At 37.3% G+C, this 22,969-nt stretch carries 26 protein-coding genes, 1 pseudogene and 1 other annotated feature; of the genes and pseudogenes, 24 read left to right on the top strand and 3 right to left on the bottom strand.

The features are described 5' to 3' along the window. Positions 1–807: 807 nt before the first annotated feature. Positions 808–2,151, top strand: a complete 1,344-nt coding sequence (locus DJ93_RS19610) for a TrkH family potassium uptake protein (protein WP_042982700.1) — start codon at positions 808–810, stop codon at positions 2,149–2,151. Positions 2,152–2,184: 33 nt separating this feature from the next. On the opposite strand, the gene DJ93_RS19615 is transcribed toward DJ93_RS19610, so the two are convergent. After that, the gene (locus tag DJ93_RS19615) at positions 2,185–2,553 is read right to left on the bottom strand and encodes an imidazole glycerol phosphate synthase (protein WP_117287833.1); all 369 of its coding nucleotides are present in this window, start codon (positions 2,551–2,553) and stop codon (positions 2,185–2,187) included. A 179-nt stretch (positions 2,554–2,732) separates the two neighbouring features. Between DJ93_RS19615 and ytfJ the strand changes: the two genes are divergently transcribed. Together ytfJ and DJ93_RS19625 are read left to right on the top strand one after the other, a co-directional pair. After that, complete coding sequence (ytfJ, locus tag DJ93_RS19620; RefSeq protein ID WP_042982703.1) at positions 2,733–3,131, top strand: GerW family sporulation protein; 399 nt, start codon at positions 2,733–2,735, stop codon at positions 3,129–3,131. A gap of 114 nt (positions 3,132–3,245) precedes the next feature. Beyond that, positions 3,246–3,335 (top strand): hypothetical protein, encoded by a 90-nt coding sequence (locus DJ93_RS19625; RefSeq protein WP_042982704.1) that lies wholly within the window; start codon positions 3,246–3,248, stop codon positions 3,333–3,335. Between the two features lie 390 nt (positions 3,336–3,725). Here the strand turns inward: DJ93_RS19625 and DJ93_RS19630 are convergent, their stop codons facing one another. Further along, a complete protein-coding gene (locus DJ93_RS19630; protein WP_042982705.1) occupies positions 3,726–3,965 on the bottom strand; it encodes a YkuS family protein in 240 nt (79 codons plus the stop codon). 100 nt (positions 3,966–4,065) lie between these two features. Further along, positions 4,066–4,305, bottom strand: coding sequence for a DUF3911 family protein (locus DJ93_RS19635; protein WP_042982706.1), 240 nt, complete (start codon positions 4,303–4,305; stop codon positions 4,066–4,068). Positions 4,306–4,363: 58 nt separating this feature from the next. Between DJ93_RS19635 and DJ93_RS34635 the strand changes: the two are divergent. The 21 genes and pseudogenes from DJ93_RS34635 to DJ93_RS19735 all read left to right on the top strand — a co-directional run bounded on the left by DJ93_RS34635 (position 4,364) and on the right by DJ93_RS19735 (position 22,963). After that, positions 4,364–4,560, top strand: a pseudogene (locus tag DJ93_RS34635) (hypothetical protein). A 159-nt stretch (positions 4,561–4,719) separates the two neighbouring features. Beyond that, positions 4,720–5,616: a branched-chain-amino-acid transaminase gene (gene ilvE / locus DJ93_RS19640; RefSeq protein ID WP_042982707.1), complete on the top strand. Its 897-nt coding sequence runs from the start codon at positions 4,720–4,722 to the stop codon at positions 5,614–5,616. 15 nt (positions 5,617–5,631) lie between these two features. After that, positions 5,632–5,861: a binding site (T-box leader), on the top strand. Between the two features lie 72 nt (positions 5,862–5,933). Continuing rightward, positions 5,934–7,634 (top strand): acetolactate synthase large subunit, encoded by a 1,701-nt coding sequence (gene ilvB, locus DJ93_RS19645; RefSeq protein WP_042982708.1) that lies wholly within the window; start codon positions 5,934–5,936, stop codon positions 7,632–7,634. Next, on the top strand, positions 7,631–8,143 hold the full coding sequence (gene ilvN, locus DJ93_RS19650) for an acetolactate synthase small subunit (protein WP_042982709.1): 513 nt from the start codon (positions 7,631–7,633) through the stop codon (positions 8,141–8,143). Before ilvB ends, ilvN begins: the two co-directional genes overlap by 4 nt. Before the next feature lie 26 nt (positions 8,144–8,169). Beyond that, entirely contained in the window at positions 8,170–9,180 is a 1,011-nt protein-coding gene (gene ilvC, locus DJ93_RS19655; protein WP_042982710.1) for a ketol-acid reductoisomerase, read from the top strand. Position 9,181: 1 nt separating this feature from the next. Beyond that, entirely contained in the window at positions 9,182–10,702 is a 1,521-nt protein-coding gene (gene leuA / locus DJ93_RS19660; protein WP_042982711.1) for a 2-isopropylmalate synthase, read from the top strand. Between the two features lie 77 nt (positions 10,703–10,779). Beyond that, positions 10,780–11,844: a 3-isopropylmalate dehydrogenase gene (gene leuB / locus DJ93_RS19665; RefSeq protein ID WP_042982713.1), complete on the top strand. Its 1,065-nt coding sequence runs from the start codon at positions 10,780–10,782 to the stop codon at positions 11,842–11,844. Next, positions 11,844–13,238, top strand: a complete 1,395-nt coding sequence (gene leuC, locus DJ93_RS19670; protein WP_042982714.1) for a 3-isopropylmalate dehydratase large subunit — start codon at positions 11,844–11,846, stop codon at positions 13,236–13,238. Before leuB ends, leuC begins: the two co-directional genes overlap by 1 nt. Beyond that, positions 13,216–13,797 (top strand): 3-isopropylmalate dehydratase small subunit, encoded by a 582-nt coding sequence (gene leuD / locus DJ93_RS19675; RefSeq protein WP_042982716.1) that lies wholly within the window; start codon positions 13,216–13,218, stop codon positions 13,795–13,797. Before leuC ends, leuD begins: the two co-directional genes overlap by 23 nt. Before the next feature lie 308 nt (positions 13,798–14,105). Further along, positions 14,106–15,368, top strand: coding sequence for an ATP phosphoribosyltransferase regulatory subunit (locus DJ93_RS19680; protein ID WP_042982717.1), 1,263 nt, complete (start codon positions 14,106–14,108; stop codon positions 15,366–15,368). After that, the gene (gene hisG / locus DJ93_RS19685) at positions 15,344–15,979 is read left to right on the top strand and encodes an ATP phosphoribosyltransferase (RefSeq protein WP_042982718.1); all 636 of its coding nucleotides are present in this window, start codon (positions 15,344–15,346) and stop codon (positions 15,977–15,979) included. The genes DJ93_RS19680 and hisG overlap by 25 nt, the downstream gene beginning before the upstream one ends. An 11-nt stretch (positions 15,980–15,990) precedes the next feature. Next, positions 15,991–17,280: a histidinol dehydrogenase gene (hisD, locus tag DJ93_RS19690; protein WP_042982719.1), complete on the top strand. Its 1,290-nt coding sequence runs from the start codon at positions 15,991–15,993 to the stop codon at positions 17,278–17,280. After that, positions 17,280–17,864, top strand: coding sequence for an imidazoleglycerol-phosphate dehydratase HisB (hisB, locus tag DJ93_RS19695; RefSeq protein WP_042982720.1), 585 nt, complete (start codon positions 17,280–17,282; stop codon positions 17,862–17,864). Before hisD ends, hisB begins: the two co-directional genes overlap by 1 nt. Continuing rightward, positions 17,865–18,494, top strand: coding sequence for an imidazole glycerol phosphate synthase subunit HisH (gene hisH, locus DJ93_RS19700; RefSeq protein ID WP_042982721.1), 630 nt, complete (start codon positions 17,865–17,867; stop codon positions 18,492–18,494). Further along, the gene (hisA, locus tag DJ93_RS19705) at positions 18,467–19,186 is read left to right on the top strand and encodes a 1-(5-phosphoribosyl)-5-[(5-phosphoribosylamino)methylideneamino]imidazole-4-carboxamide isomerase (protein ID WP_042982722.1); all 720 of its coding nucleotides are present in this window, start codon (positions 18,467–18,469) and stop codon (positions 19,184–19,186) included. Before hisH ends, hisA begins: the two co-directional genes overlap by 28 nt. Then, positions 19,180–19,938, top strand: coding sequence for an imidazole glycerol phosphate synthase subunit HisF (gene hisF, locus DJ93_RS19710; protein ID WP_042982724.1), 759 nt, complete (start codon positions 19,180–19,182; stop codon positions 19,936–19,938). Before hisA ends, hisF begins: the two co-directional genes overlap by 7 nt. Further along, positions 19,935–20,240, top strand: coding sequence for a phosphoribosyl-AMP cyclohydrolase (gene hisI / locus DJ93_RS19715; RefSeq protein ID WP_042982725.1), 306 nt, complete (start codon positions 19,935–19,937; stop codon positions 20,238–20,240). The genes hisF and hisI overlap by 4 nt, the downstream gene beginning before the upstream one ends. A 10-nt stretch (positions 20,241–20,250) precedes the next feature. Beyond that, positions 20,251–20,574 carry a phosphoribosyl-ATP diphosphatase gene (gene hisE / locus DJ93_RS19720; RefSeq protein WP_042982727.1) on the top strand — a complete coding sequence of 108 codons (324 nt, stop codon included), beginning with the start codon at positions 20,251–20,253 and terminating at the stop codon, positions 20,572–20,574. 13 nt (positions 20,575–20,587) lie between these two features. Continuing rightward, on the top strand, positions 20,588–21,610 hold the full coding sequence (locus tag DJ93_RS19725) for a histidinol phosphate phosphatase domain-containing protein (RefSeq protein WP_042982728.1): 1,023 nt from the start codon (positions 20,588–20,590) through the stop codon (positions 21,608–21,610). A 70-nt stretch (positions 21,611–21,680) separates the two neighbouring features. Beyond that, positions 21,681–21,845, top strand: coding sequence for a YozQ family protein (locus tag DJ93_RS19730; RefSeq protein ID WP_042982730.1), 165 nt, complete (start codon positions 21,681–21,683; stop codon positions 21,843–21,845). A gap of 146 nt (positions 21,846–21,991) precedes the next feature. Continuing rightward, the gene (locus DJ93_RS19735) at positions 21,992–22,963 is read left to right on the top strand and encodes a 2-hydroxyacid dehydrogenase family protein (protein WP_042982732.1); all 972 of its coding nucleotides are present in this window, start codon (positions 21,992–21,994) and stop codon (positions 22,961–22,963) included. Positions 22,964–22,969 lie beyond the last annotated feature (6 nt).

Genomic DNA, 22,969 nt, shown 5'->3' on the forward strand with positions numbered 1-22,969 from the left:
GGAAGGGGACAATTTATGTCAATTTAATTAGGGATGGAAGCTGCTTAAGACACTGGGGAATGTCTCAAAATTAGGGAGGAACAGCTTCGATACATATAATATAAAAGATAGATGTGACTCTCGTGTGAATTTAAAGTGAAAGGTATGGGGATTTTAAAGTAATTATGATGATAGAGAACAAAAAATAAGCCATCTTAATATAAGATGGCTTAAGGAAGGGGACAATTTATGTCAATTTAATTAGGGATGGAAGCTGCTTAAGACACTGGGGAATGTCTCAAAATTAGGGAGGAACAGCTTCGATACATATAATATAAAAGATAGATGTGACTCTCGTGTGAATTTAAAGTGAAAGGTATGGGGATTTTAAAGTAATTATGATGATAGAGAACAAAAAATAAACCATCTTAATATAAGATGGCCTAAGGAAGGGGACAATTTATGTCAATTTAATTAGGGATGGAAGCTGCTTAAGACACTGGGGAATGTCTCGAAAATTAGGGAGGAACAGCTTCGATACATATAATATAAAAGATAGATGTGACTCTGATGTGAACTTGAAGTGAAAGATATGGGAATTAAAAAATGATAGATATGAAATGGTTATTGTGAGAGTAATAGGGCGGGCAGAGGTATAAATAGAAAAATGCTGTGAAATCCGAATATAAATAAAAGTTGAAATCTATGAAAAAAAAGATTATGCTCAACTATATTATGAGAGTATAAAGATTTGGTTGCTTTACTACATTTTATCTTAGGGAAATGGGATTGAGATAGAAGTTTCACTTTATTAAGGGAGTTAGTGATATGCAAGTAACGAAAAAACAAGGATTGTACAATCGTTTTATCCGATTAAGTCCACCTCAAATTTTAGCAATGGGATTTTTTTGTTTAATTGTTGTTGGTGGATTATTATTAAAGCTACCGTTTGCAACGAAAGTACATATTAGCTGGGTAGATGCTTTCTTTACAGCAACATCAGCAGCTACAGTAACTGGTCTTGGTGTTGTAGATACTGCAAGTACCTTCACGATGTTTGGTCAGATTGTCATTCTGTTTTTAATTCAAACAGGTGGCCTAGGACTCATGACAATTGCCATTTTAATTGTGTGGATATTAGGTAAAAAAATTGGTTTACGTCATCGATTACTAATTGGAGAAGCTTTTAATCAAACGAATATTGGTGGCCTTGTAAAATTAGTAAAACGAGTTTTTATTTTTTCTATTTGTATTGAATTAGTTGGAGTTGTATTTTTATCTATTCGCTTTATTCCAGAGTTTGGCTTTGGAAAAGGTTTGTACTATAGTGTTTTTCATGTGATTGCCTCGTATAATAATGCTGGATTTGCACTTTGGCCTGACAATTTAACACGATATGTAGGAGATCCTATTATTAATATAGGTATTTGTTCTTTAATTGTGATAGGCGGCTTAGGTTTTACGGTATTAATTGATATATGGTATAGCCGTAGTTTTCGAAAGCTATCAGTTCATTCGAAAATTATGATTATTGGGACCGTAGTGCTTAATATTATTGCAATGGTTGTAATTTTGGCACTGGAATATAATAATGCTAAAACGCTAGGACCATTATCTTTAAATGAAAAGCTGTGGGCTTCGTTTTTCCAAGGGATTACACCGCGTACAGCTGGTTTTAATACAGTTGATTACGGAGGAATGGAAGAATCATCTATATTATTTACGATGATTTTAATGTTTATTGGTGCAGGCAGTGTATCAACAGGTGGAGGAATTAAGTTAACGACATTTGTTATTTTAATTACATCTGTTATCTCCTTCTTTAGAAAAAAGGAAGATTTTGTTTTATTCCATCGCACAATTAAAATGTCGACAGTAACGAGAGCATTAGCGATTGTAGTTGCTAGTCAAATACTTATTTTTACAGCGGTATTTTTATTAATGCTTACAGAAAACTTTAGCTTTATTCAATTGTTATTCGAAACGATTTCGGCGTTTGGTACAGTTGGATTAACGATGGGAATTACAGCGAAGCTATCAGCGGTCGGAAAATGTATTATTATGTTCGTCATGTTTTGTGGATTAATTGGACCGTTAACGCTTGTCTTTTCTTTAGCACGCCCAGCAAAACAAAAAATTCGATATCCATCGGAAGATGTATTTACAGGATAAGGTATCCCGCATAAAGCGAGATACCTTTTTCTTTTAAAAAAGAGAGAACAATAAACCAATAAGCGCCACGCGGAATAGGATTGCGATAAGTGCAGCGATTCCACCGACAATAGCAGCGATTCCACCAGTTACAGTAGCTCCGCGGTTATAAGCATAAATACCTAATAAAACAGAAACAAGTCCAAATAGTGTTGGGAATGTAAAAAGCGATAATACAGCTAAAGCAAGGGCGATAAAACCAGCTGTTGATCCCGCTGCTGATGATTTCACATCGTCTTTATCATTATAGTCAATGCGCTGTGGTGCAACTTCTGCTGCGTATTCTTCTTTATAATCGCTATCTATTCCATCTGTTCTTTTGTGTTCATCAAATTTTTCAGTCAAAGTAATGACTCCTTTCATAACAAGGTTCAGTAGTAGTATGTATATCTTTTTTGTTTTTATCCGGCTATCTACAGGTAGTAATACCCAAATGAAAAGGGAAGAGTGTACTTGTTTTTTCATGAATTGGAAAACTTGGTATGACTTCCTCTATTTTGGAAAGTATAAAAAAGAATAATGAGGAAAGGGTGCTTTAAATAATGGAACATCCAATTGAAAACTTAATGAAAACAGCAATGACAAATTTAAAAGAGATGGTAGATGTAAATACAATTGTCGGAAGTCCGGTTTCGACAGCTGATGGAAATGTTGTTTTAACGGTTTCACAAGTTGCTTTCGGTTTTGGTGCTGGGGGAAGTGATTTTAAAGGAGATGTGTCTCATGGGAAAAGTAATACGGGACAAGGGCAAAAAGAAGTGAAACAAGGGCATCCGTTTGGAGGGGGAAGTGGTGCAGGTGTTTCGATTAGCCCAGTTGCTTTTTTAGTAGTGGGATCTGGCGGTGTACAAGTATTACACTTGCATAGTAGTACACATTTAATTGAAAAAGCTTTAAATACAGTACCAAGTACTGTAGATAAGTTTGTAAACGGTCGTTAAAGACGAACTTGCATTTTTTAGGAATTATGATATATTAGAAAAAGTGTGTTTAAGGACGATGAATATAATTGAAATGTAAATATATATGTTTTATGAAATAAGGGAGAGGTAATTATGATCAACATCAAAAATTTTTTTGTCGGCTTATGTATGTTAGTAAGCGGATTTGTTGTTTATGTAGTAAAAGAAAAAGCACCATTCTAAAAACAGACGGATCGCAATGTCTGTTTTTTTATTTTTTGTAAAAAGTATTGACGACTATTTTGTGTTATGTTAAAATTATATTTCGTGTCTCGGTTACAGCTAGTATAAATTGGATATTCTTGTGAATATGATATGAAAAAGTTTGCGAAAGATCGGATAACTTTATCAACAACTTTTGTGAACAGACCCTAAAAAATCATATTTATAAGCTTGTACACATACTAGTGAATCAAGGAGCGGTCAGTGGAACCGTAATGATGAGAGAGAGGTAGGGCTTTCATCCAGTATATGTTACTTTCCCGTTAGGTGAATATAAAAAAAGAGAAGGCTCCTTTTCAGAAGGAGCCTTCTCTTTTTGTGTAAATGACACAATAATGAGCACAGTATTGGTTATATTCTGCTTTCAACTTGTTGACAAATTTCATCCGTTGTTAAACCACTTGCTTTAATTACCGATCCTTTTATTGATGCATTTTGGATTCCCATTACATTAGAGTCTTGCCCAGTTACAACGCAGCAGTCGCATCCTTGTGCGTCATTTTCAGAGTTTAGGGCAACGACTTCATGCCCTTGTTGCTGAAGAGCTTGTTGAACATCTGTTAAAGAGTTCTCAACACCGATTCTAGCCATAATTGTCACCTCCTACCATCTATCCACTAGTATGCGCAAATTTTTAGCATATATTTATAAGCTCAAGAAAAAGATGGTAGGAAAGCATGAAGCTATTTGCTTAGTCGTTATATACGCCAGTGAGCATTTGACTAACAAATTGGTCGTTTAATGTATCTCGAGTAGAGTGATTATTGGAAGCAAGATTAATTGAGGCAATAAAATTATTATGCTCTTCGCTAGTTGGTTCTACTTCTACATAATTATTGAATTTACAAAAACCTTTCGTATCCATTAAATCGAATAGTTGTAGCATTTCTACTACCTCTTGTCTCGTTCCTTTGATTTGTACACACGCCATATTAAATTCCTCCTTCATTTGACAAATTGTTTTTTAAAAATAGGATTATGATTGCGAAATGGAAAATATGAATGTTATTTTTAGACAGTGTTATTTTTGTTATTTTCCCCCTTTTTCATCAAAAGTCGTTGTATATTCCCGAATATATAAAATCGGATGTTCGTTTATTGAAACAATAGATTCGCATCATTTGACGAAAATCCTTCTTGTAAACAAATATTTTTTTGAGTGAAAAGTGACGAAAAATTTTTTTGACTTTTTGTAAACGTTAACAATGTTGTTAAATCAATATAATTAAAGGTATGCACGAGAATGAAAATTGAAAATTTTCTAAAAATTATCTTGATTTATTTGAAAAGGAGAGTAAACTAGGAAACAATAAAAAATTCATAGAACATAGGGGGGCGCTTTTAAGTGAACGAGCAACGGATTTTCTTAAATGGAGAATTTGTACCAAAAGACGAAGCTAAAGTTTCAGTATATGATCATGGCTATTTATATGGCGATGGGGTGTTCGAAGGAATTCGCGTTTATAGCGGTAATGTTTTTCGCCTGAAGGAACATCTTGTCCGTTTATATGAATCAGCGAAATCCATTATGTTGGAAATCCCATATACGCTAGAAGAAGTAACGAATATCGTTGTTGAAACGATTCGTCAAAATAAACTCTCTAATGGGTATATTCGCCTCGTTATATCAAGAGGAGCAGGAAACCTGGGGTTAGATCCCGATTCTTGTACGAAACCAAATGTAGTAGTAATTGCGGAACAATTATCTCTATTTCCGTCAGAATATTATGAAAAAGGGATTCCGGTTGTAACAGTTGCAACGCGTCGCAATCGCCCAGATGTATTATCCCCTCAAGTGAAATCTTTAAATTACTTAAATAATATTTTAGTTCGTATTGAAGCGAAACTAGCTGGTGTACAAGAAGCGCTTATGTTAAATGATCAAGGATACGTAGCTGAAGGCTCTGGAGATAATGTATTTATTATAAAAGGAAATAAATTGATTACACCACCAAGTTCTGCTGGAGCACTAGAAGGAATTACACGAAATGCAATTTTAGAGCTTGGTGAAAAACTCGGTTATGACGTAAGAGAAGAGCTATTCACAAGGCATGATGTATATGTGGCCGATGAAGTATTTTTAACTGGAACAGCAGCTGAAGTAATTGCTGTTACGACAGTAGATGGTAGAACGATTGGTTTAGGTAGAACAGGACCACACACAAATCGTTTATTAGAAGAATTCCGTAAGTTAGTTGTAGAAGATGGAGAGAAAATTTACGAAGAAAATAAAGTTGGATAATGATTTGTATTACATGATAAAGCGTTGAGAGGGAGGAGTAGTTGATTGTGAAGCCTCACAGAGAGTCGGTGGTTGCTGGAAACCGATGGTTCACGTCGACGAACATCGCCCTTGAGTGCTAAGCTGAAGCGTTTGTCTAGGCTTAGACGGTAGCTCCGTTATTAGCTAGACTCATTCCCTTGAGTCACTGAGGCAAGAGTATTCTTGCAAAGAAGGGTGGTACCGCGAAATCTTTCGTCCCTTCAGCACATAGCTGGAGTGTGGACGTAGGATTTTTTTATTTTATAAAGGATTTTAAAAGGAGGCTCATAAAAGGAATGTCTTCAAAAACGGAAGAAAAAATGGCAACCGGTGCACAGCTGTTGTTAGAAGCGTTAGAAAAGGAAGAGATAGAAGTTATTTTCGGTTATCCTGGTGGCGCAGTTTTGCCGTTATATGACGCACTTTATGATTGCGAGATTCCGCATATTTTAACGAGACATGAACAAGGAGCGATTCATGCAGCTGAAGGATACGCGCGGATTACAGGAAATCCTGGTGTGGTTATTGCAACAAGTGGACCGGGTGCAACAAATGTCATTACAGGTCTAGCTGATGCGATGATTGATTCTTTGCCACTCGTTGTATTTACAGGGCAAGTAGCAACGACGTTAATCGGAAGTGATGCTTTTCAAGAAGCGGATATTATGGGGCTTACGATGCCAGTAACAAAGCATAATTATCAAGTACGAAAAGCATCTGATTTACCGCGAATTATTAAAGAGGCATTTCATATTGCTAGAACAGGGAGGCCAGGTCCAGTCGTTATTGACCTTCCAAAAGATATGGTAGTGGAACAAGGAGAGCGATGTATTGACGTACAAATGGATTTACCGGGATACCAGCCTAATTACGAACCGAATCTACTACAAATTAACAAGCTATTACAAGCGATTGAGACTTCTAAAAAGCCATTAATTTTAGCAGGAGCAGGTGTGTTGCATGCGAAAGCATCGAAAGAATTAACGGATTTTGCTCGTCAGCTTCGAGTTCCGGTTGTTCATACGTTACTCGGCCTTGGCGGTTTTCCACCAGATGATGAACTATTTTTAGGAATGGGAGGTATGCATGGTTCATACACAGCAAATATGGCGTTATATGAATGTGACTTGCTTATTAATATAGGTGCAAGATTTGATGATCGCCTTACAGGGAATTTAGCTTATTTTGCGAAAGAAGCCACTGTTGCCCATATTGATATTGACCCAGCGGAAATCGGGAAAAATGTTCCGACAGAGATTCCGATTGTTGCGAGTGCAAAACAGGCATTAGAGGTTTTACTTCATTCTAAAGAAAGAAAAGAAAATCATCATGAATGGCTCGCATTATTAAAGAGTAGAAAAGAACAGTATCCATTTTTGTATAAACAAGATTCAGAAAGTATTAAGCCGCAATATGCGATTGATATATTGTATGAAATTACGAAAGGAAAAGCAATTGTTACAACAGATGTTGGTCAGCATCAAATGTGGGCTGCACAATATTATCCGCTAAAAAGTCCAGATAGGTGGGTAACATCAGGTGGACTTGGTACGATGGGATTTGGTTTTCCAGCGGCAATTGGTGCGCAAATTGCGAAGCCAGAAGAAATAGTCATCGCAATTGTTGGTGACGCGGGATTCCAAATGACCTTACAAGAACTTAGTGTATTAAAAGAGCATTCTTTACCTGTTAAAGTTTTAATTTTAAATAATGAAGCTTTAGGAATGGTAAGGCAATGGCAAGATGAATTTTATAATCAACGATATTCTCACTCTTTACTTCCATGTCAACCTGATTTCGTAGCACTTGCCAATGCATATGGGATCAAGGGAGTGCGCATTGAAGACCCGATTCGTGCAAAGCAACAACTACAGTATGCGATTGCATTACGAGAGCCAGTCGTAATTGATTGCCGCGTACTGCAATCTGAAAAGGTTATGCCAATGGTTGCTCCTGGGAAAGGTGTTCACCAAATGGAGGGGGTGGAAAAGAGATGAAGAGGATTGTTACCGCAACAGTTCGAAACCAGAGCGGTGTATTAAATAGAATTACAGGTGTTATGACGCGTAGGCATTTTAATATTGAAAGTATTTCAGTAGGTCATACGGAATCATCGGATATTTCGAGGATGACGATTGTGGTACATGTTGAAAATGAACAGCAAGTTGAACAGTTAATTAAACAACTTCATAAGCAAATCGATGTACTAAAAGTATCTGATATTACAGAAGAAGCGATGATTGCTAGAGAGCTTGCGCTTATTAAAGTAGCAACTTCAAGCGTATCAAGAGCAGAATTATATAGTTTAATTGAACCATTTCGAGCCGCTGTAATAGATGTTGGGAAGGATTCCATAGTTGTTCAAGTAACAGGTACACAAGAGAAAGTAGAGGCGTTAATTGAACTTCTCCGTCCATACGGTTTGAAAGAAATTGCAAGAACAGGTGTAACAGCTTTTACGCGTAGTATGAAAAAGCAAGATAAACAAGTTATGTTAATTCAATAATCATTTAAATATAGGGGGAAAAGAAAATGGCAAAAGTTTATTATGAAAAAGATGTAACGGTAAATGTATTAAAGGAAAAGAAAGTAGCAATCATCGGATATGGCTCACAAGGTCACGCTCATGCACAAAACTTACGTGATAATGGTTTTGATGTAGTAGTTGGACTGAGGCAAGGGAAGTCATGGAATAAGGCAAAAGAAGATGGATTCTCTGTATATACAGTAGAAGAAGCAGCAAAACAGGCGGATGTAGTAATGATTCTATTACCAGATGAACTACAGCCAGAAGTGTATGAAACTGAAATTGCACCGAATTTACAGGCGGGAAATTCTCTTGTATTCGCTCACGGATTTAATGTTCATTTTGATCAAGTAAAACCACCAGCTAATGTAGATGTATTTCTAGTAGCTCCGAAAGGACCGGGACATTTGGTACGTCGTACGTTTGCTGAGGGTGGGGCTGTTCCAGCATTATTTGCCGTATATCAAGATGCCACAGGAACTGCGACTGAAAAGGCACTTTCTTATGCAGATGGAATTGGGGCAATGAGAGCGGGCGTGTTAGAAACAACGTTTAAAGAAGAAACGGAAACAGATTTATTCGGAGAGCAAGCTGTACTTTGTGGTGGTGTGACGGCACTTGTGAAAGCAGGATTTGAAACGTTAGTCGATGCTGGTTATCAACCAGAACTCGCGTATTTTGAGTGTTTACATGAACTAAAACTTATCGTGGACCTTATGTATGAAGGTGGACTTGAAAATATGAGATATTCGGTATCGGATACAGCTCAGTGGGGCGATTTCGTATCGGGGCCACGTGTTGTTACTGAACATACGAAGAAAGCGATGGGGGAAGTACTAATGGAAATTCAAGATGGTACATTTGCAAGAGGATGGATTGCAGAACATAAAGCGGGAAGACTGAATTTCCATGCGACAAATGAGAACGAAAACGAACATCAAATCGAAGTAGTTGGTCGTAAATTACGTGAAATGATGCCGTTTGTACAGCCGCGAGTAAAGGTAGGGATTAAATAATATGAAACAGATTTTGTTCATGGATACGACGCTTCGTGATGGCGAACAATCACCTGGAGTTAATTTAAATGAACAAGAAAAATTACAAATTGCTAGACAGTTAGAAAGACTAGGAATCAATGTAATGGAGGCTGGATTTGCAGCGGCTTCTGAAGGTGATTTTCAATCTGTAAAACGCATTTCAAATACAATCCGTAATGCTACGGTCATGAGTTTAGCTAGAGCGAAAGAAAGCGATATTCGAAGGGCATATGAAGCAGTGAAAGGTGCTGTGTCTCCTCGTTTACACGTATTTTTAGCTACGAGTGATATTCATATGAAATATAAGCTTTGTATGTCAAAAGAAGATGTATTAGATAGTATTCATCGCTCTGTTAAGCTCGGAAAATCATTGTTTCCTACAGTGCAATTTTCAGCGGAAGATGCAACAAGAACAACGCGTTCTGTTTTAGCAGAAGCAGTAGAAGTGGCAATTCGTGCTGGAGCAAATGTCATTAATATTCCAGATACAGTTGGATATACGAATCCAGAAGAATATTATTCTCTTTTTAAATATTTGCAAGAATCCGTTCCGTCCTATGAGAAAGCGATTTTCTCTTGTCATTGTCACGATGATCTTGGAATGGCAGTAGCAAACTCGTTAGCTGCGATTGAAGGTGGGGCTTTACAAGTAGAGGGAACAATTAACGGAATTGGAGAGCGAGCGGGGAATGCCGCACTAGAAGAGGTAGCAGTTGCTCTTCATATTAGAAAGGATTTCTATCAAGCAGAGTCTTCCATGACGTTAAAAGAGATTAAAGCAACAAGTACGTTAGTAAGTCGTTTAACGGGTATGGTTGTACCTAAAAATAAAGCGATTGTTGGGGCAAATGCTTTTGCTCACGAATCAGGTATTCATCAAGATGGTGTTTTAAAAGAAGTAACAACATATGAAATTATTGAACCATCCCTTATCGGAGAGTCACAAAATTTATTTGTACTAGGAAAGCATTCTGGGCGCCATGCGTTTACTGAAAAAATGAAAGAACTTGGCTATGAATTTACAAAAGAAGAACGAGATGCGGTGTTTGAAGCATTTAAAAAGTTGGCTGACCGTAAAAAAGAAATCACAGAAGAAGATTTACGTGCACTTATGCTTGGTGAAGCAGCATTTTCGACGCAGCAATATACTATTACGCAATTGCAAGTACATTTCGTATCCAATAGTACACAATGCGCAACAATTGTATTGAAAGATGAGGAAGGAAATGTATATGAAGATGCAGCAACTGGCTCTGGTAGTATCGAAGCAATTTATAATGCGATTCAAAGAATTTTAGGATTAGAGTGTGAGTTAGCGGATTATCGCATACAATCTATTACGCAAGGTCAAGATGCACTTGCCCATGTCCATGTTGAATTAAAAGAGGGAAATCATCAAGTATCAGGATTTGGTGTTGCGCAAGACGTATTAGAAGCATCGGCGAGAGCGTATGTTCATGCGGCAGGGAAATTGAAATCTTTTATAACTCTTGTGAAATAAATGTTTGATAAGTGAGGGATTCGTTCCTTACTTATCAAATTTAGTTTCTGAAAATTCAGATAAAAGGAGTGTTTTAATTGGAAAAACGTATCGTTTGTTTAGCTGGTGACGGTGTTGGCCCAGAAATAATGGAGAGTGCGAAAGAAGTATTACATATGATCGAAAGATTATATGGGCATCGTTTTTATTTACAAGATGAGCAATTTGGTGGTGCAGCTATCGACTCGCTGGGGCAGCCATTACCGCAACGAACACTTGCAGCTTGTTTAGCGAGTGATGCAGTGTTACTTGGGGCGGTTGGTGGCGCAAGATGGGATGAAGCGAAAGAACGACCGGAAAAAGGTTTACTTGCCCTGCGAAAGGGACTTGGTGTATTTGCGAATGTGCGTCCTGTTACGGTAGAAAGTGTAACTTCACATTTATCACCATTAAAAAACGCTGACGAAATTGACTTCGTTGTCGTTCGTGAATTAACAGGTGGTATTTATTTTTCTTATCCGAAAGAAAGAACAGAAGAAGTGGCAACAGATACACTCACTTATCATCGCCATGAAATTGAACGCATCGTTTCATATGCTTTCCAATTAGCGAATAAACGACGTAAAAAATTGACATCGATTGATAAGGCGAATGTTTTAGAGTCTAGTAAACTATGGAGAACTGTGACGGAAGAAGTAGCAATCCGTTATCCAGACGTTGAGTTGGAACATATTTTAGTAGATGCAGCAGCTATGGAATTAATTCGTAACCCAGGACGGTTTGACGTTATTGTAACCGAAAATTTATTTGGTGATATTTTAAGTGATGAAGCGTCTGTATTAGCAGGATCACTAGGAATGCTTCCATCAGCAAGCCATGCGGAAAACGGACCTTCTTTATATGAGCCGATTCATGGATCAGCACCAGATATTGCGGGGAAAAATAAAGTGAATCCAATTGCGATGATGCGTTCCGTTGCAATGATGCTCGGGCAATCATTCGGATTAACGAGAGAAGGGTGTGCAATTGAAGCGGCAATTTCTGCGGTACTTCAATCTGGGAAATGTACAGCGGATATTGGCGGGGATGAAACGACAACTTCATTTACGAAGGCAGTTATTCAAGAAATGGAAGAGCAAGCGCTAGTAGGGAGAGGACGATAATGGGAAAAAGATTACTAGATAAGCTTTGGGAAAGACACGTAGTTGCGACGAACGAGAATGGATTGGATTTATTATATATCGATCTTCATCTTGTTCATGAAGTAACGTCACCGCAAGCCTTTGAAGGCTTGCGGTTGGCAAATCGAACTGTCCGCAGACCTGATTTAACGTTTGCAACGATGGATCATAATATTCCAACGAAAGATGTTTGGAATATTACAGATCGCATTGCAAAGCAACAATTAGATACACTTCGTGAAAACTGCAAACAATTTCATGTGCCATTAGCTGATATTGGTTATGAAGAGCAAGGGATTGTTCATGTTATAGGGCCAGAACTTGGACTTACACAGCCAGGGAAAACGATCGTTTGCGGTGATAGTCATACGGCTACTCATGGTGCTTTCGGCGCGTTAGCATTTGGCATTGGGACGAGTGAAGTAGAACATGTATTAGCGACTCAAACGTTATGGCAACGAAAACCGAAAGCGATGGGGATTGAATTAAAAGGAAAATTACAAAACGGTGTATATGCAAAGGATATTATTTTATATCTACTGGCAACATATGGGGTAGCGGTTGGAACAGGATATGTAATGGAGTTTTACGGAGAAGCAATTCAGGATATGGACATGGAAGAAAGGATGACACTTTGTAATATGGCAATTGAAGGCGGAGCGAAAGCTGGCATTATCGCCCCGGATGAAAAAACGTTTTCTTATGTGAAAGGGCGTAAATATGCACCGAAAGACTATGAGACTTTCGTGAGAAAATGGTCGGAGCTTTATACAGATTTAGATGCGATTTATGATTTGAATATTTCAATTGATGTTACATCTCTTGCACCGTACGTAACGTGGGGGACGAACCCAAGTATGGGTGTTCGCATTGATGAAAAATTACCAGAAAAACATGATACAAATGATGAAAGAGCATTTACCTATATGGGATTGACCCCTGGACAGAGTGCTTTCGATATTCCGGTTAAACATGTTTTTATTGGTTCTTGTACAAATTCTCGTTTGTCAGACCTAGAAATTGCAGCAGCTGTTGTAAAAGGGAAGAAAGTAAAAGAAGGTGTGCGAGCACTTGTTGTACCAGGATCACAAAGAGTGAGAGAGCGGGCAATGCAAAAAGGGTTGCATCGCATATTTGAAGAAGCGGGGTTTGAATGGAGAGAGCCTGGATGTTCGATGTGTCTCGGAATGAATCCAGATCAAGTGCCTGAAGGAGAACATTGTGCATCTACATCAAATCGTAATTTTGAAGGAAGACAAGGAAAAGGAGCACGAACGCATTTAGTTAGTCCGGCGATGGCCGCAGCAGCAGCATTATATGGTCATTTCGTTGATATAAGAAAGGAGAGTTATGATGGAGCCATTTCGTATTCATAAAGGAACTGTCGCCGCACTCATGAACGATAACATTGATACAGATCAAATTATTCCGAAGCAATATTTAAAGAGGATTGAAAGGACGGGATTTGGAAAGTATTTATTTGATGAGTGGCGATATGATAATAATCGTCATGAAAACCCTAATTTTCCGCTTAATGCACCAGAAAGAAGAGGAGCGAGTATATTAATTACCGGAGATAATTTTGGATGTGGTTCTTCAAGAGAACATGCTCCGTGGGCGCTTGCTGATTACGGTTTCCGTGTTATTATCGCCGGAGGATTTGCAGATATTTTTTATATGAATTGCATGAAGAATGGTATGTTACCGATTGTAATGGATAAAGAGATGCGTGAACAAATTGCAAAAACAGATGCGAGATGTCAAATAGAAGTTGATTTAGAGAATGAAGTGATTACAACAAATACGCACAGGTTTCATTTCATAATTGAGAAAATGTGGAAAGAGAAATTATTAAATGGTCTAGATGAAATCGGCATTACCATGCAATATGAACAAGAAATTGGAGAGTATGAAAGAAAAGTAGCTTTATATTAAGAAATAACAAAATGTTTAAAAAACATTTACATTCAGAATTAACTGTTATATACTATGTAAAAATTAGAGGAGAAAGGGAGTAAGTATTATGAATACAGTACAATCTATTAGAATGCTTACACAACTACATCATCATACATGAAACCCTTGAACCTAACGTGAAAACGTGTAGGTGCAGGGGTTATTCCTGTTGTACCTACACTCTATTAAAGAGCCTTGTAGGTATTTTTGTCTACAAGGCTCTTTTTATTTTCGGTTAGGATGAATATGTGGGCATATATTAGAAAGGAAAGGGTGTGTGGATTCATATGACAAAGTGGAAACGGGCAAATCCGAATGGAACGAGAGATTATTTATTTGAAGAATGTACGCTAATTGAAGAAGTGGAACAAAAATTAAGGCGTACATTTTTAGAAAGAGGTTATGAGGAAATAAGGACCCCAACCATTGAGTTTTATGACGTTTTTGCCTTTCAAAATCGTCCGATAGATGAAGAAAAGATGTATAAGTTTTTTGATGAAAAAGGACGTATTATTGTTTTGCGTCCAGATATGACGATTCCTTTGGCAAGGGTAATCGGAACGCGTGGAGGAGCAGCTCCTCTAAAGGTGACATATAGTGGAAATGTATTTCGAGCGAATGATTCCCTTTCTGGAAAATATAATGAGATGATTCAAACTGGCATTGAAATTATCGGGATTGATAATATAAGAGCTGAAATTGAATGTGTTATAAGTTTAATTCAAGCTCTTCAAAAGTTAAAGGTACAATCTTATACAATCGAAATCGGGCAAGTTCAATTGTATAAATGCATCGTTAAAAAGCTCTCGATTTATGGTGAAGAGGAGAGGTTACTGAGGGCGTATATCGAAAGTAAAAATTATGCAGCACTCTCACGTTTTATAGAGGAGAAGAAATTAGACCGACTTGATGAAACAGTAAGATTACTTGAGAAGTTACCAAGGTTATTTGGGAATTTAGAAGTCATTGAGGAAGCGGAAAAACTCGCCTCAAGTAGTGAAATGAAAAAGGCGATTACAAGAGTGAAAGAAATGTATGAAACAATTGAGAAATTAGGATATGGCTCTTATATATCGATTGATTTAGGGATGATTCAGCATTTAGATTATTATACGGGCGTTATTTTCAAAGGTTATATATATGAAATTGGAGAAGAAATTGTTAGTGGCGGGAGATATGATGAGTTAATTAGCAATTTTGGAGAAGTGACGCCAGCAGTTGGATTAGCGGTGCACGTAAATCAAATTGTTAAGGCGCTTCAAGAGCAGAAGGAACCGTATAAACGAAAGCAAGTAGATATTATGATTCATTATGAGCTAAATAGATTAGCAGAAGCGGAAAGGTTGCGAAATTGGCTTCAAAAGGATGGGAAGAAAGTAGAGTTATCTTTATTCTCTAATTTACAAGATACATTTCAATTTGCAAGAAAAAATCAAATAGTAACGGTCGTTGAGGCGAAGAATGAATCATTAGTGGAATATGTATGGAAAGAGAAATGGGTAGTCCGGAAAGAAGGGGAGACTTCATGCGTAATATTCAAATTGCGTTAACGAAAGGAAGACTAGAAAAGCATGTTATTCCACTCTTTGAGCAAATTGGAATTGATTGTTCAGAGCTTAAAGATAAAGGAAGAAAACTTGTTTTCCAAAGCAAGAATACAAATATTTCATTTATTTTAGTGAAAGCGGTGGACGTTGCTACTTATGTAGAACATGGTGTAGCAGATATAGGGGTTGTTGGTAAAGATATTTTAATGGAATATGAGAAAGATATATATGAAATGGTGGACTTAGGGGTAGGCGTGTGTAAATTTTGTGTAGCTTCTATTCCTACGTATAACCCGGCAAGTTATCGAAAGAAGCGAATTGCAACGAAATATCCACATATCACCTCTACTTATTTTCATGATAAAGGAGAGGATGTAGAAATTATTAAAATAGAAGGATCTGTAGAAATTGCCCCTCTTCTCGGATTAGCGGATGCAATCGTTGATATTGTTGAAACGGGAAAAACGTTACAAGAGAATGGATTAATTATATTTGAGGAAATGTGCTCTATATCGGCTCGGATGATTGTGAATAAGGCAGCTTTAAAAACTAAAAAAGACGAAATATTCAGTGTTATAAATAAGATGGAGCAAGAAATTTTGTCTCAACAATAGGAGGGCTTTAAATGGAGGTCATTTACGAAGATTTCAAAGAGGCATTATCCAAAATAAAACTGCTAAGAGAAAGCGCTAATATAATAGAAGAAACTGTTCAAAAAAGTGTAAGGGAAATTGTTCAAAACGTAAGAGAGAGTAAAGATAAAGCTTTATCTTTCTATACAAAAAAGTTTGATGGCGTAGAGATAGAAGAGTTACGTGTAAGTGAGGAAGAAATAGAGAATGCAAGAAATTTTGTAGAAGTTTCTTTTTTAGAAGCGTTAAAAAAAGCGAAGGAAAATATTATCTCTTATCACGAAAAGCAAAAAAGGCCATCTATTTTTGATTGTGAAAGTGAAGGGATTATGAGGGGGCAACTCATTCGGCCGTTAGAGAGTGTGGGTGTATATGTACCAGGGGGAACAGCGTCCTATCCTTCATCAGTATTGATGAATGTATTGCCAGCGAAACTCGCAGGTGTAGAAAAAATTGTAATGGTAACGCCGCCTGGAAAGGAAGGGATAGATCCACATATTTTAGCTGCTGCAAAGCTCGCAGGTGTAGATGAAATTTATAGACTCGGCGGGGCACAAGCAATTGCCGCTTTAGCATATGGAACGGAATCGATTCCTAAAGTGGATAAAGTAGTGGGGCCTGGAAATTTATATGTCGCTCTTGCGAAGCGAGAAGTATATGGGATAGTAAGTATCGATATGATTGCTGGACCATCAGAAATTGTAGTCATTGCAGATGAAACAGGAAACGCTCAGTATATTGCAGCTGATTTATTATCACAGGCAGAGCATGACGAGAGAGCAACTGCTATTTGTATTACAACGAGTATAGAGCTTGCTAAAGAAGTAGAAAGAGCAATTGAGGTGCAGCTAGAGTCATTGCCAAGAAATGAAATTGCTCGTGAATCAATAAAAAGAAATGGAGCAATTCTTATTGTTCATTCGTTAGATGAAGCATTTCAACTATCGAATGAAATAGCACCAGAACATTTAGAGTTACATATAAAAGAGCCGATGAATGCATTAGCTTACGTAAAGCATGCAGGATCTATTTTTATTGGTCCATATGCACCAGAGCCACTCGGAGATTATTTTGCGGGACCAAATCATGTATTGCCGACAAGTGGAACGGCACGATTCTTCTCTCCATTATCAGTAGATGATTTTGTGAAGAAATCAAGTTTTGTCGCCTATACGAAAGAAGCGTTACAAAATGTACAACATCATATTGTAGAGCTGGCAAATAAAGAAGGTTTACATGCACATGCGAGAGCAATTCAAATTAGGTTTAAGGAGGAAGAATAATGCGTCAAGCGAGTCAAGTACGAGAAACGACAGAAACAAAAATTAAACTGAGTTTACAACTTGATGAAAGTACAAACGTTTCTATTCAAACAGGCGTTGGTTTCTTTGATCATATGCTAACTTTATTTGCAAGGCATGGACGATTTGGTTTACAAGTTGAAGCCAAAGGGGATGTGTTCGTAGATGCTCATCATACAGTTGAAGATGTTGGAATCGTACTCGGAATTTGTTTGAAAGAGGCGCTGCAAAATAAAGAAGGTATTAACCGCTATGGATCAGCATATGTACCAATGGATGAGTCGTTAGGTTTTGTAGCGATTGATATAAGCGGACGATCTTATCTCGTGTTTCATGGTGAACTAACAAACCCGAAACTTGGAGATTATGATACGGAGTTAACAGAAGAATTTTTTAGAGCAGTTGCTCATGCTGCACATATCACATTACATGCCCGTATTTTATATGGAAGTAACACACATCACAAAATTGAAGCTTTATTTAAAGCGTTTGGTCGTGCGCTAAGGGAAGCGGTAAATAAAAATGACAAGATTGTAGGTGTAAATTCGACGAAGGGGATGTTGTAATTGATTGCCATTATAGACTATGGAATGGGGAATATCCGCAGTGTGGAACAAGCATTAAAGTTTATTGGAACAGAGTACATTGTAACAGACGATAAAGAGGAAATATTGAGAAGTGATGGGGTTATTTTGCCAGGGGTCGGAGCATTTCCGAAAGGGATGGATATTTTAGAAGAAAAGGGTTTAGTATCTATGCTAAAGAAACTTGGGGATTCAGGAAAGCCACTCCTCGGAATATGTTTAGGGATGCAGCTTCTATTTGAAAAAAGTGAGGAAATAAAAATTTGTAACGGACTCAGTTTATTACCAGGTGTGATTCGAAAATTAAAAGTCCCTTATAAAATACCACATATGGGCTGGAATGAATTGAAGAAAGAAAGAGAAATGCCACTTTGGAATGGAGTAGAAGACGGCTCGTTTGTATATTATGTTCACTCTTATTATGCGGATTGTCCGAATGAAATTGTGTACGGTTCGAGTCAATATGGGGTACAAGTACCTGGTTTTGTAGTAAAAGGAAATATATATGGTGCACAGTTTCACCCTGAAAAAAGTGGTGAAATTGGAATGCAAATGTTAAAAAACTTTAAAGGGGTGGTAGAAGAATGGAAATCTTCCCAGCTATCGATTTAAAAGAAGGGCGATGCGTTCGGCTCTATCAAGGAGAGTTTAGTAAAGAAACGGTGATGAATGAAGATCCAGTCGCGCAAGCAGTATTGTTTGAAAAAGTAGGGGCGCAAACATTACACATTGTTGATTTAGATGGAGCAATTACTGGAGAGTCAGTAAACTTATCCGTTATTGAATCGATATGTAAAGCAGTCCGAATTCCAGTGCAAGTCGGAGGAGGAGTGAGGTCACTTGAGGCAGTTGGAAAATTATTGTCAGTAGGCGTAGAAAAAGTAATTTTAGGAACAGCTGCATTGTACGATAGATCATTTTTAGAAGAGGCGGTTCGCTTATATAAAGGGAAGATTATTGTTGGAATTGATGCGAAAAATGGGAACGTAGCAACGAGAGGTTGGTTAGATATTTCTGAAATTTCGTACATCGATTTAGCGAAACAAATGGAAAGTGTAGGTGTTCAAACGATTGTTTTTACAGACATATCGAGAGATGGAACGCTTGAGGGACCAAATTTTGAACAATTAGATTTGCTGCAACATGCCGTGTCACTTCGTGTTATCGCATCTGGTGGTGTCGCTTCTATTCAAGATGTGAAAAGGTTACATGATATGAATGTATACGGCGTTATTATTGGTAAAGCTCTTTATGAGAAAAACGTTGATTTAAAAGAAGTTTTGCAGGTAACGAAGTTATGTTAGCGAAGCGAATTATCCCATGTTTAGATGTGAAAGATGGGCGTGTTGTAAAAGGCGTAAATTTTACCCAGCTGCAAGACGTCGGTAACCCTGTTGAAATAGCAGCTTTGTACAATGAAGCGGGTGCAGATGAAATTATTTTTTTAGATATTACTGCGACACATGAAGGACGAAAAACGATTATAGATGTTGTAGAAGAAACGGCTGCAAAAGTATTTATTCCTCTTACAGTTGGGGGTGGAATTTCGAATGTTCATGATATGTACGCTTTATTAAGAGCCGGTGCGGATAAAGTTTCTATTAACTCAGCAGCAGTGCGAAATCCGAAATTAATCGGGGAAGGTGCAGAACATTTTGGATCGCAATGCATTGTCATAGCAATCGATGCTAGAAAAGTAGCAGAAGGTAAATGGAATGTATATGTAAATGGCGGAAGAGCTGATACAGGAATGGATGCGATAGAATGGGCAAAACGTGCTGTGCAATTGGGAGCAGGGGAAATTTTGCTGACGAGTATGGATGCAGATGGAACGAAGGACGGATACGATTTACATTTAACAGAGGCTATTTCAAGTAGTGTTTCTGTACCAGTTATCGCATCAGGTGGATGTGGAAATGCCGATCATATTATAGAAGTATTTCAAAAAACATCGGTTCATGCAGCGTTAGCAGCATCGATTTTTCATTATAGTGAAGCTACTGTACAAGAGGTGAAAAGAAAATTACGATTGGCGAATATTGGGGTGAGATTATGAAGCCTAATTTTTCAAAAGGACTGTTACCAGCTGTTGTGATAGAAGAAGATACGAAAGAGGTTTTAATGCTAGCTTACATGAATGAAGAAGCGTATGAAAAGACGTTGGAAACAAAAAAGACGTGGTTTTATTCTCGCTCAAGACAATCGTTATGGAATAAAGGAGAAACGTCTGGAAATGTACAATACGTTCAATCGCTTTATTTAGATTGTGATCAAGATTCAATTGTAGTTGTCGTAAAGCAAATAGGACCAGCTTGTCATACGGGAGAGAAAACGTGTTTTCACTACAAAATTATATAGGAGGATGAATATGGAAGATGCCCTTAAATTATTATTTGAAACAATCGAAGAACGAAAGCGAAAGCCACTCCCAGAATCATATACAAATTATTTATTTTCAAAAGGAGAAGATAAAATTTTAAAAAAGATTGGTGAAGAGTGTGCGGAAGTAATTATCGCTTCTAAAAATAATGATAAGGAAGAACTAGTAAAAGAAATGGTTGATGTGATTTATCATTGCTTTGTTTTATTAGCTGCGAAAAATGTTTCATTAGAAGATGTAATGCAAGAAGTGAAAGAAAGACATGGGAAGCTTTCGAGAGTAGGGGACCGAAAAGAAATAGATACATTATAAGGGAGAGAGACTTATGAGAGTAGATTATCATCTTCATTTAGAAGAAGGGCCCTATTCAATAGGGTGGCTGGCCAAAATAAATGATGCACTACAATATTATGAACCGCTTAAAGAAGAAAAACATTCTATTGGCTGGCTTATGAAAACACAAGAACGCCTGCAAAGACGCGTGAAGGAAGGAGCGTTTACGGCAAAGTGGATTGATTTATATTTAGAAGAAGCTTTGCGAAAAGGAATAAAAGAAGTTGGTATTGTTGATCATTTATATCGCTTTCATGAGGCGAAAGGATATTATGAAAAGTATGTAGATATTAGTGATTCGAAGCTTGGTCGTTTACAAAAAGAGTGGTTAGATCAAGTGAGGGTAGTGTCTCTTTATGATTTTACAAAGGCGATTGAAGATGCAAAAAAGCGCTGGAGTAAACGAGGTGTAACACTTAAGCTTGGAATTGAAGCGGATTATTTTATTGGTGGTGAAAACGAGTTAAAAGAATTGCTAGAATTAGGCGATTGGGATTATGTAATCGGTTCTGTTCATTTTATAGACGGATGGGGATTTGATAACCCAGATACGAGAGAATACTTTGAAAAGCATGAGTTACATACGCTATATCATGCGTTTTTCGCGACAGTTGAAAAAGCTGTTCGCTCTGAGCTATTTGATATTATAGCTCACTTAGATAATATAAAAGTGTTTAATTATCGTATAGATGAAAATGAGCAGCTTTCGTATTATAGGAAAATTGCTCGTGCGCTAGTGGAAACAAATACGGCAACAGAAGTAAATGCAGGATTGTACTATCGTTATCCTGTGCGTGAAATGTGCCCAAGTCCTCTTTACTTACAAGTTTTAGCTAAGCATGGGGTGCCGATTACGCTCTCGTCAGATGCCCATTATCCAAATGACTTAGGAAAATACGTGAAAGAGAACGTGCAGACACTACGTAATCATGGCATTTCTCATATCGCTACATTTACGAAACGAATAAGAACGATGCAGTTATTTGAAGAAGAATCAGCGCCGACTTCAAAATGAAAGATGATTTTTTGATGAAAACCTTCCTTTTTGTTCAAAATAAGAAAGAATGAAAAAAGGAGGGTATGAAATGGCGAAACAACAAAATAAACAAAATGTAAAAGCGACAAATCAAAATTATACTTCTGAAACGAACAATGCAGTCCATTCAGTTGTCCAGGAGCAAATTAGCGATATCTTTGCAGAAGGAACAATCGATGTGAAGCTTGGGACAGAATCTAGTGACAAAGTGTAAGAAGAGGGGAGACATCAATCTCCTCTTTTTTATGTGAAAAAGTGACGATTTTTAAAACTATAATCAAATTGCTTGGCTTTTTATAGGTGGATTTCTTACAATGGAGTATAAGAGATATCTTATTTTGTATAGAAGAGGTGTTAGTAGTGGCGAAAATATTAGTGGCAGGAAACATTCCAGAAATCGGGTTAGAATTATTAATAAATCATGATATAGAGATGTATAATAAAGAAGAATTAATTAGTATAGAAGAGTTAGCTGAACGTGTAAAAGATAAAGATGCATTGTTAAGCTTACTTTCTACGAAAGTAACGAAAGAAGTCATTGATGCAGCACCAAACTTGAAAATTATTGCGAATTATGGTGCTGGTTACGATAATATTGATTACACGTATGCTGGAGAAAAGGGGATTGCTGTAACAAATATACCGAAAGTGTCTACAGAAGCAACAGCAGAATTAACATTTGCGATTCTTTTGGCAGCAGCACGAAGAATTCCTGAAGGGGATACATTATGCCGTACGACTGGATTTAATGGCTGGGCACCGCTATTTTTCCTAGGACGAGAAGTATATGGGAAGACAATCGGAATCATTGGTCTTGGAGAAATTGGAAAAGCAGTTGCAAAACGCGCGAAGGCATTTGGAATGAACGTTTTATATACAGGACCCAATCGTAAACATGAAGTTGAGAATGAATTGGAAGCAACATATGTAACAGTAGAAGAGTTATTGCAAACGGCAGACTTTATTACAATTAACTGTGCGTACAATCCAAATTTGCATCATATGATTGATGAAGAACAATTTAAAATGATGAAGAAAACAGCGTATATTGTAAATGTTGCACGCGGTCCAATTATGAATGAATCTGCACTTGCTCATGCGCTAGAAACAAATGAAATTGAAGGTGCAGCTCTTGATGTGTTTGAATTTGAGCCGGAAATTACAGAAAAATTAAAAGGATTGAAAAATGTGGTGCTTACTCCTCATGTAGGGAATGCGACATTTGAAACACGAGATGCGATGGCTGAAATGGCAGTAAGAAATATTTTAGCTGTATTAAATGGTGAAGAACCTGTAACACCTGTGAATCAAAAAGTATTAGTTATAAAATAAAGAGAA

Source organism: Bacillus clarus, from assembly GCF_000746925.1.
GTDB classification, from domain to species: Bacteria; Bacillota; Bacilli; order Bacillales; family Bacillaceae_G; genus Bacillus_A; species Bacillus_A clarus.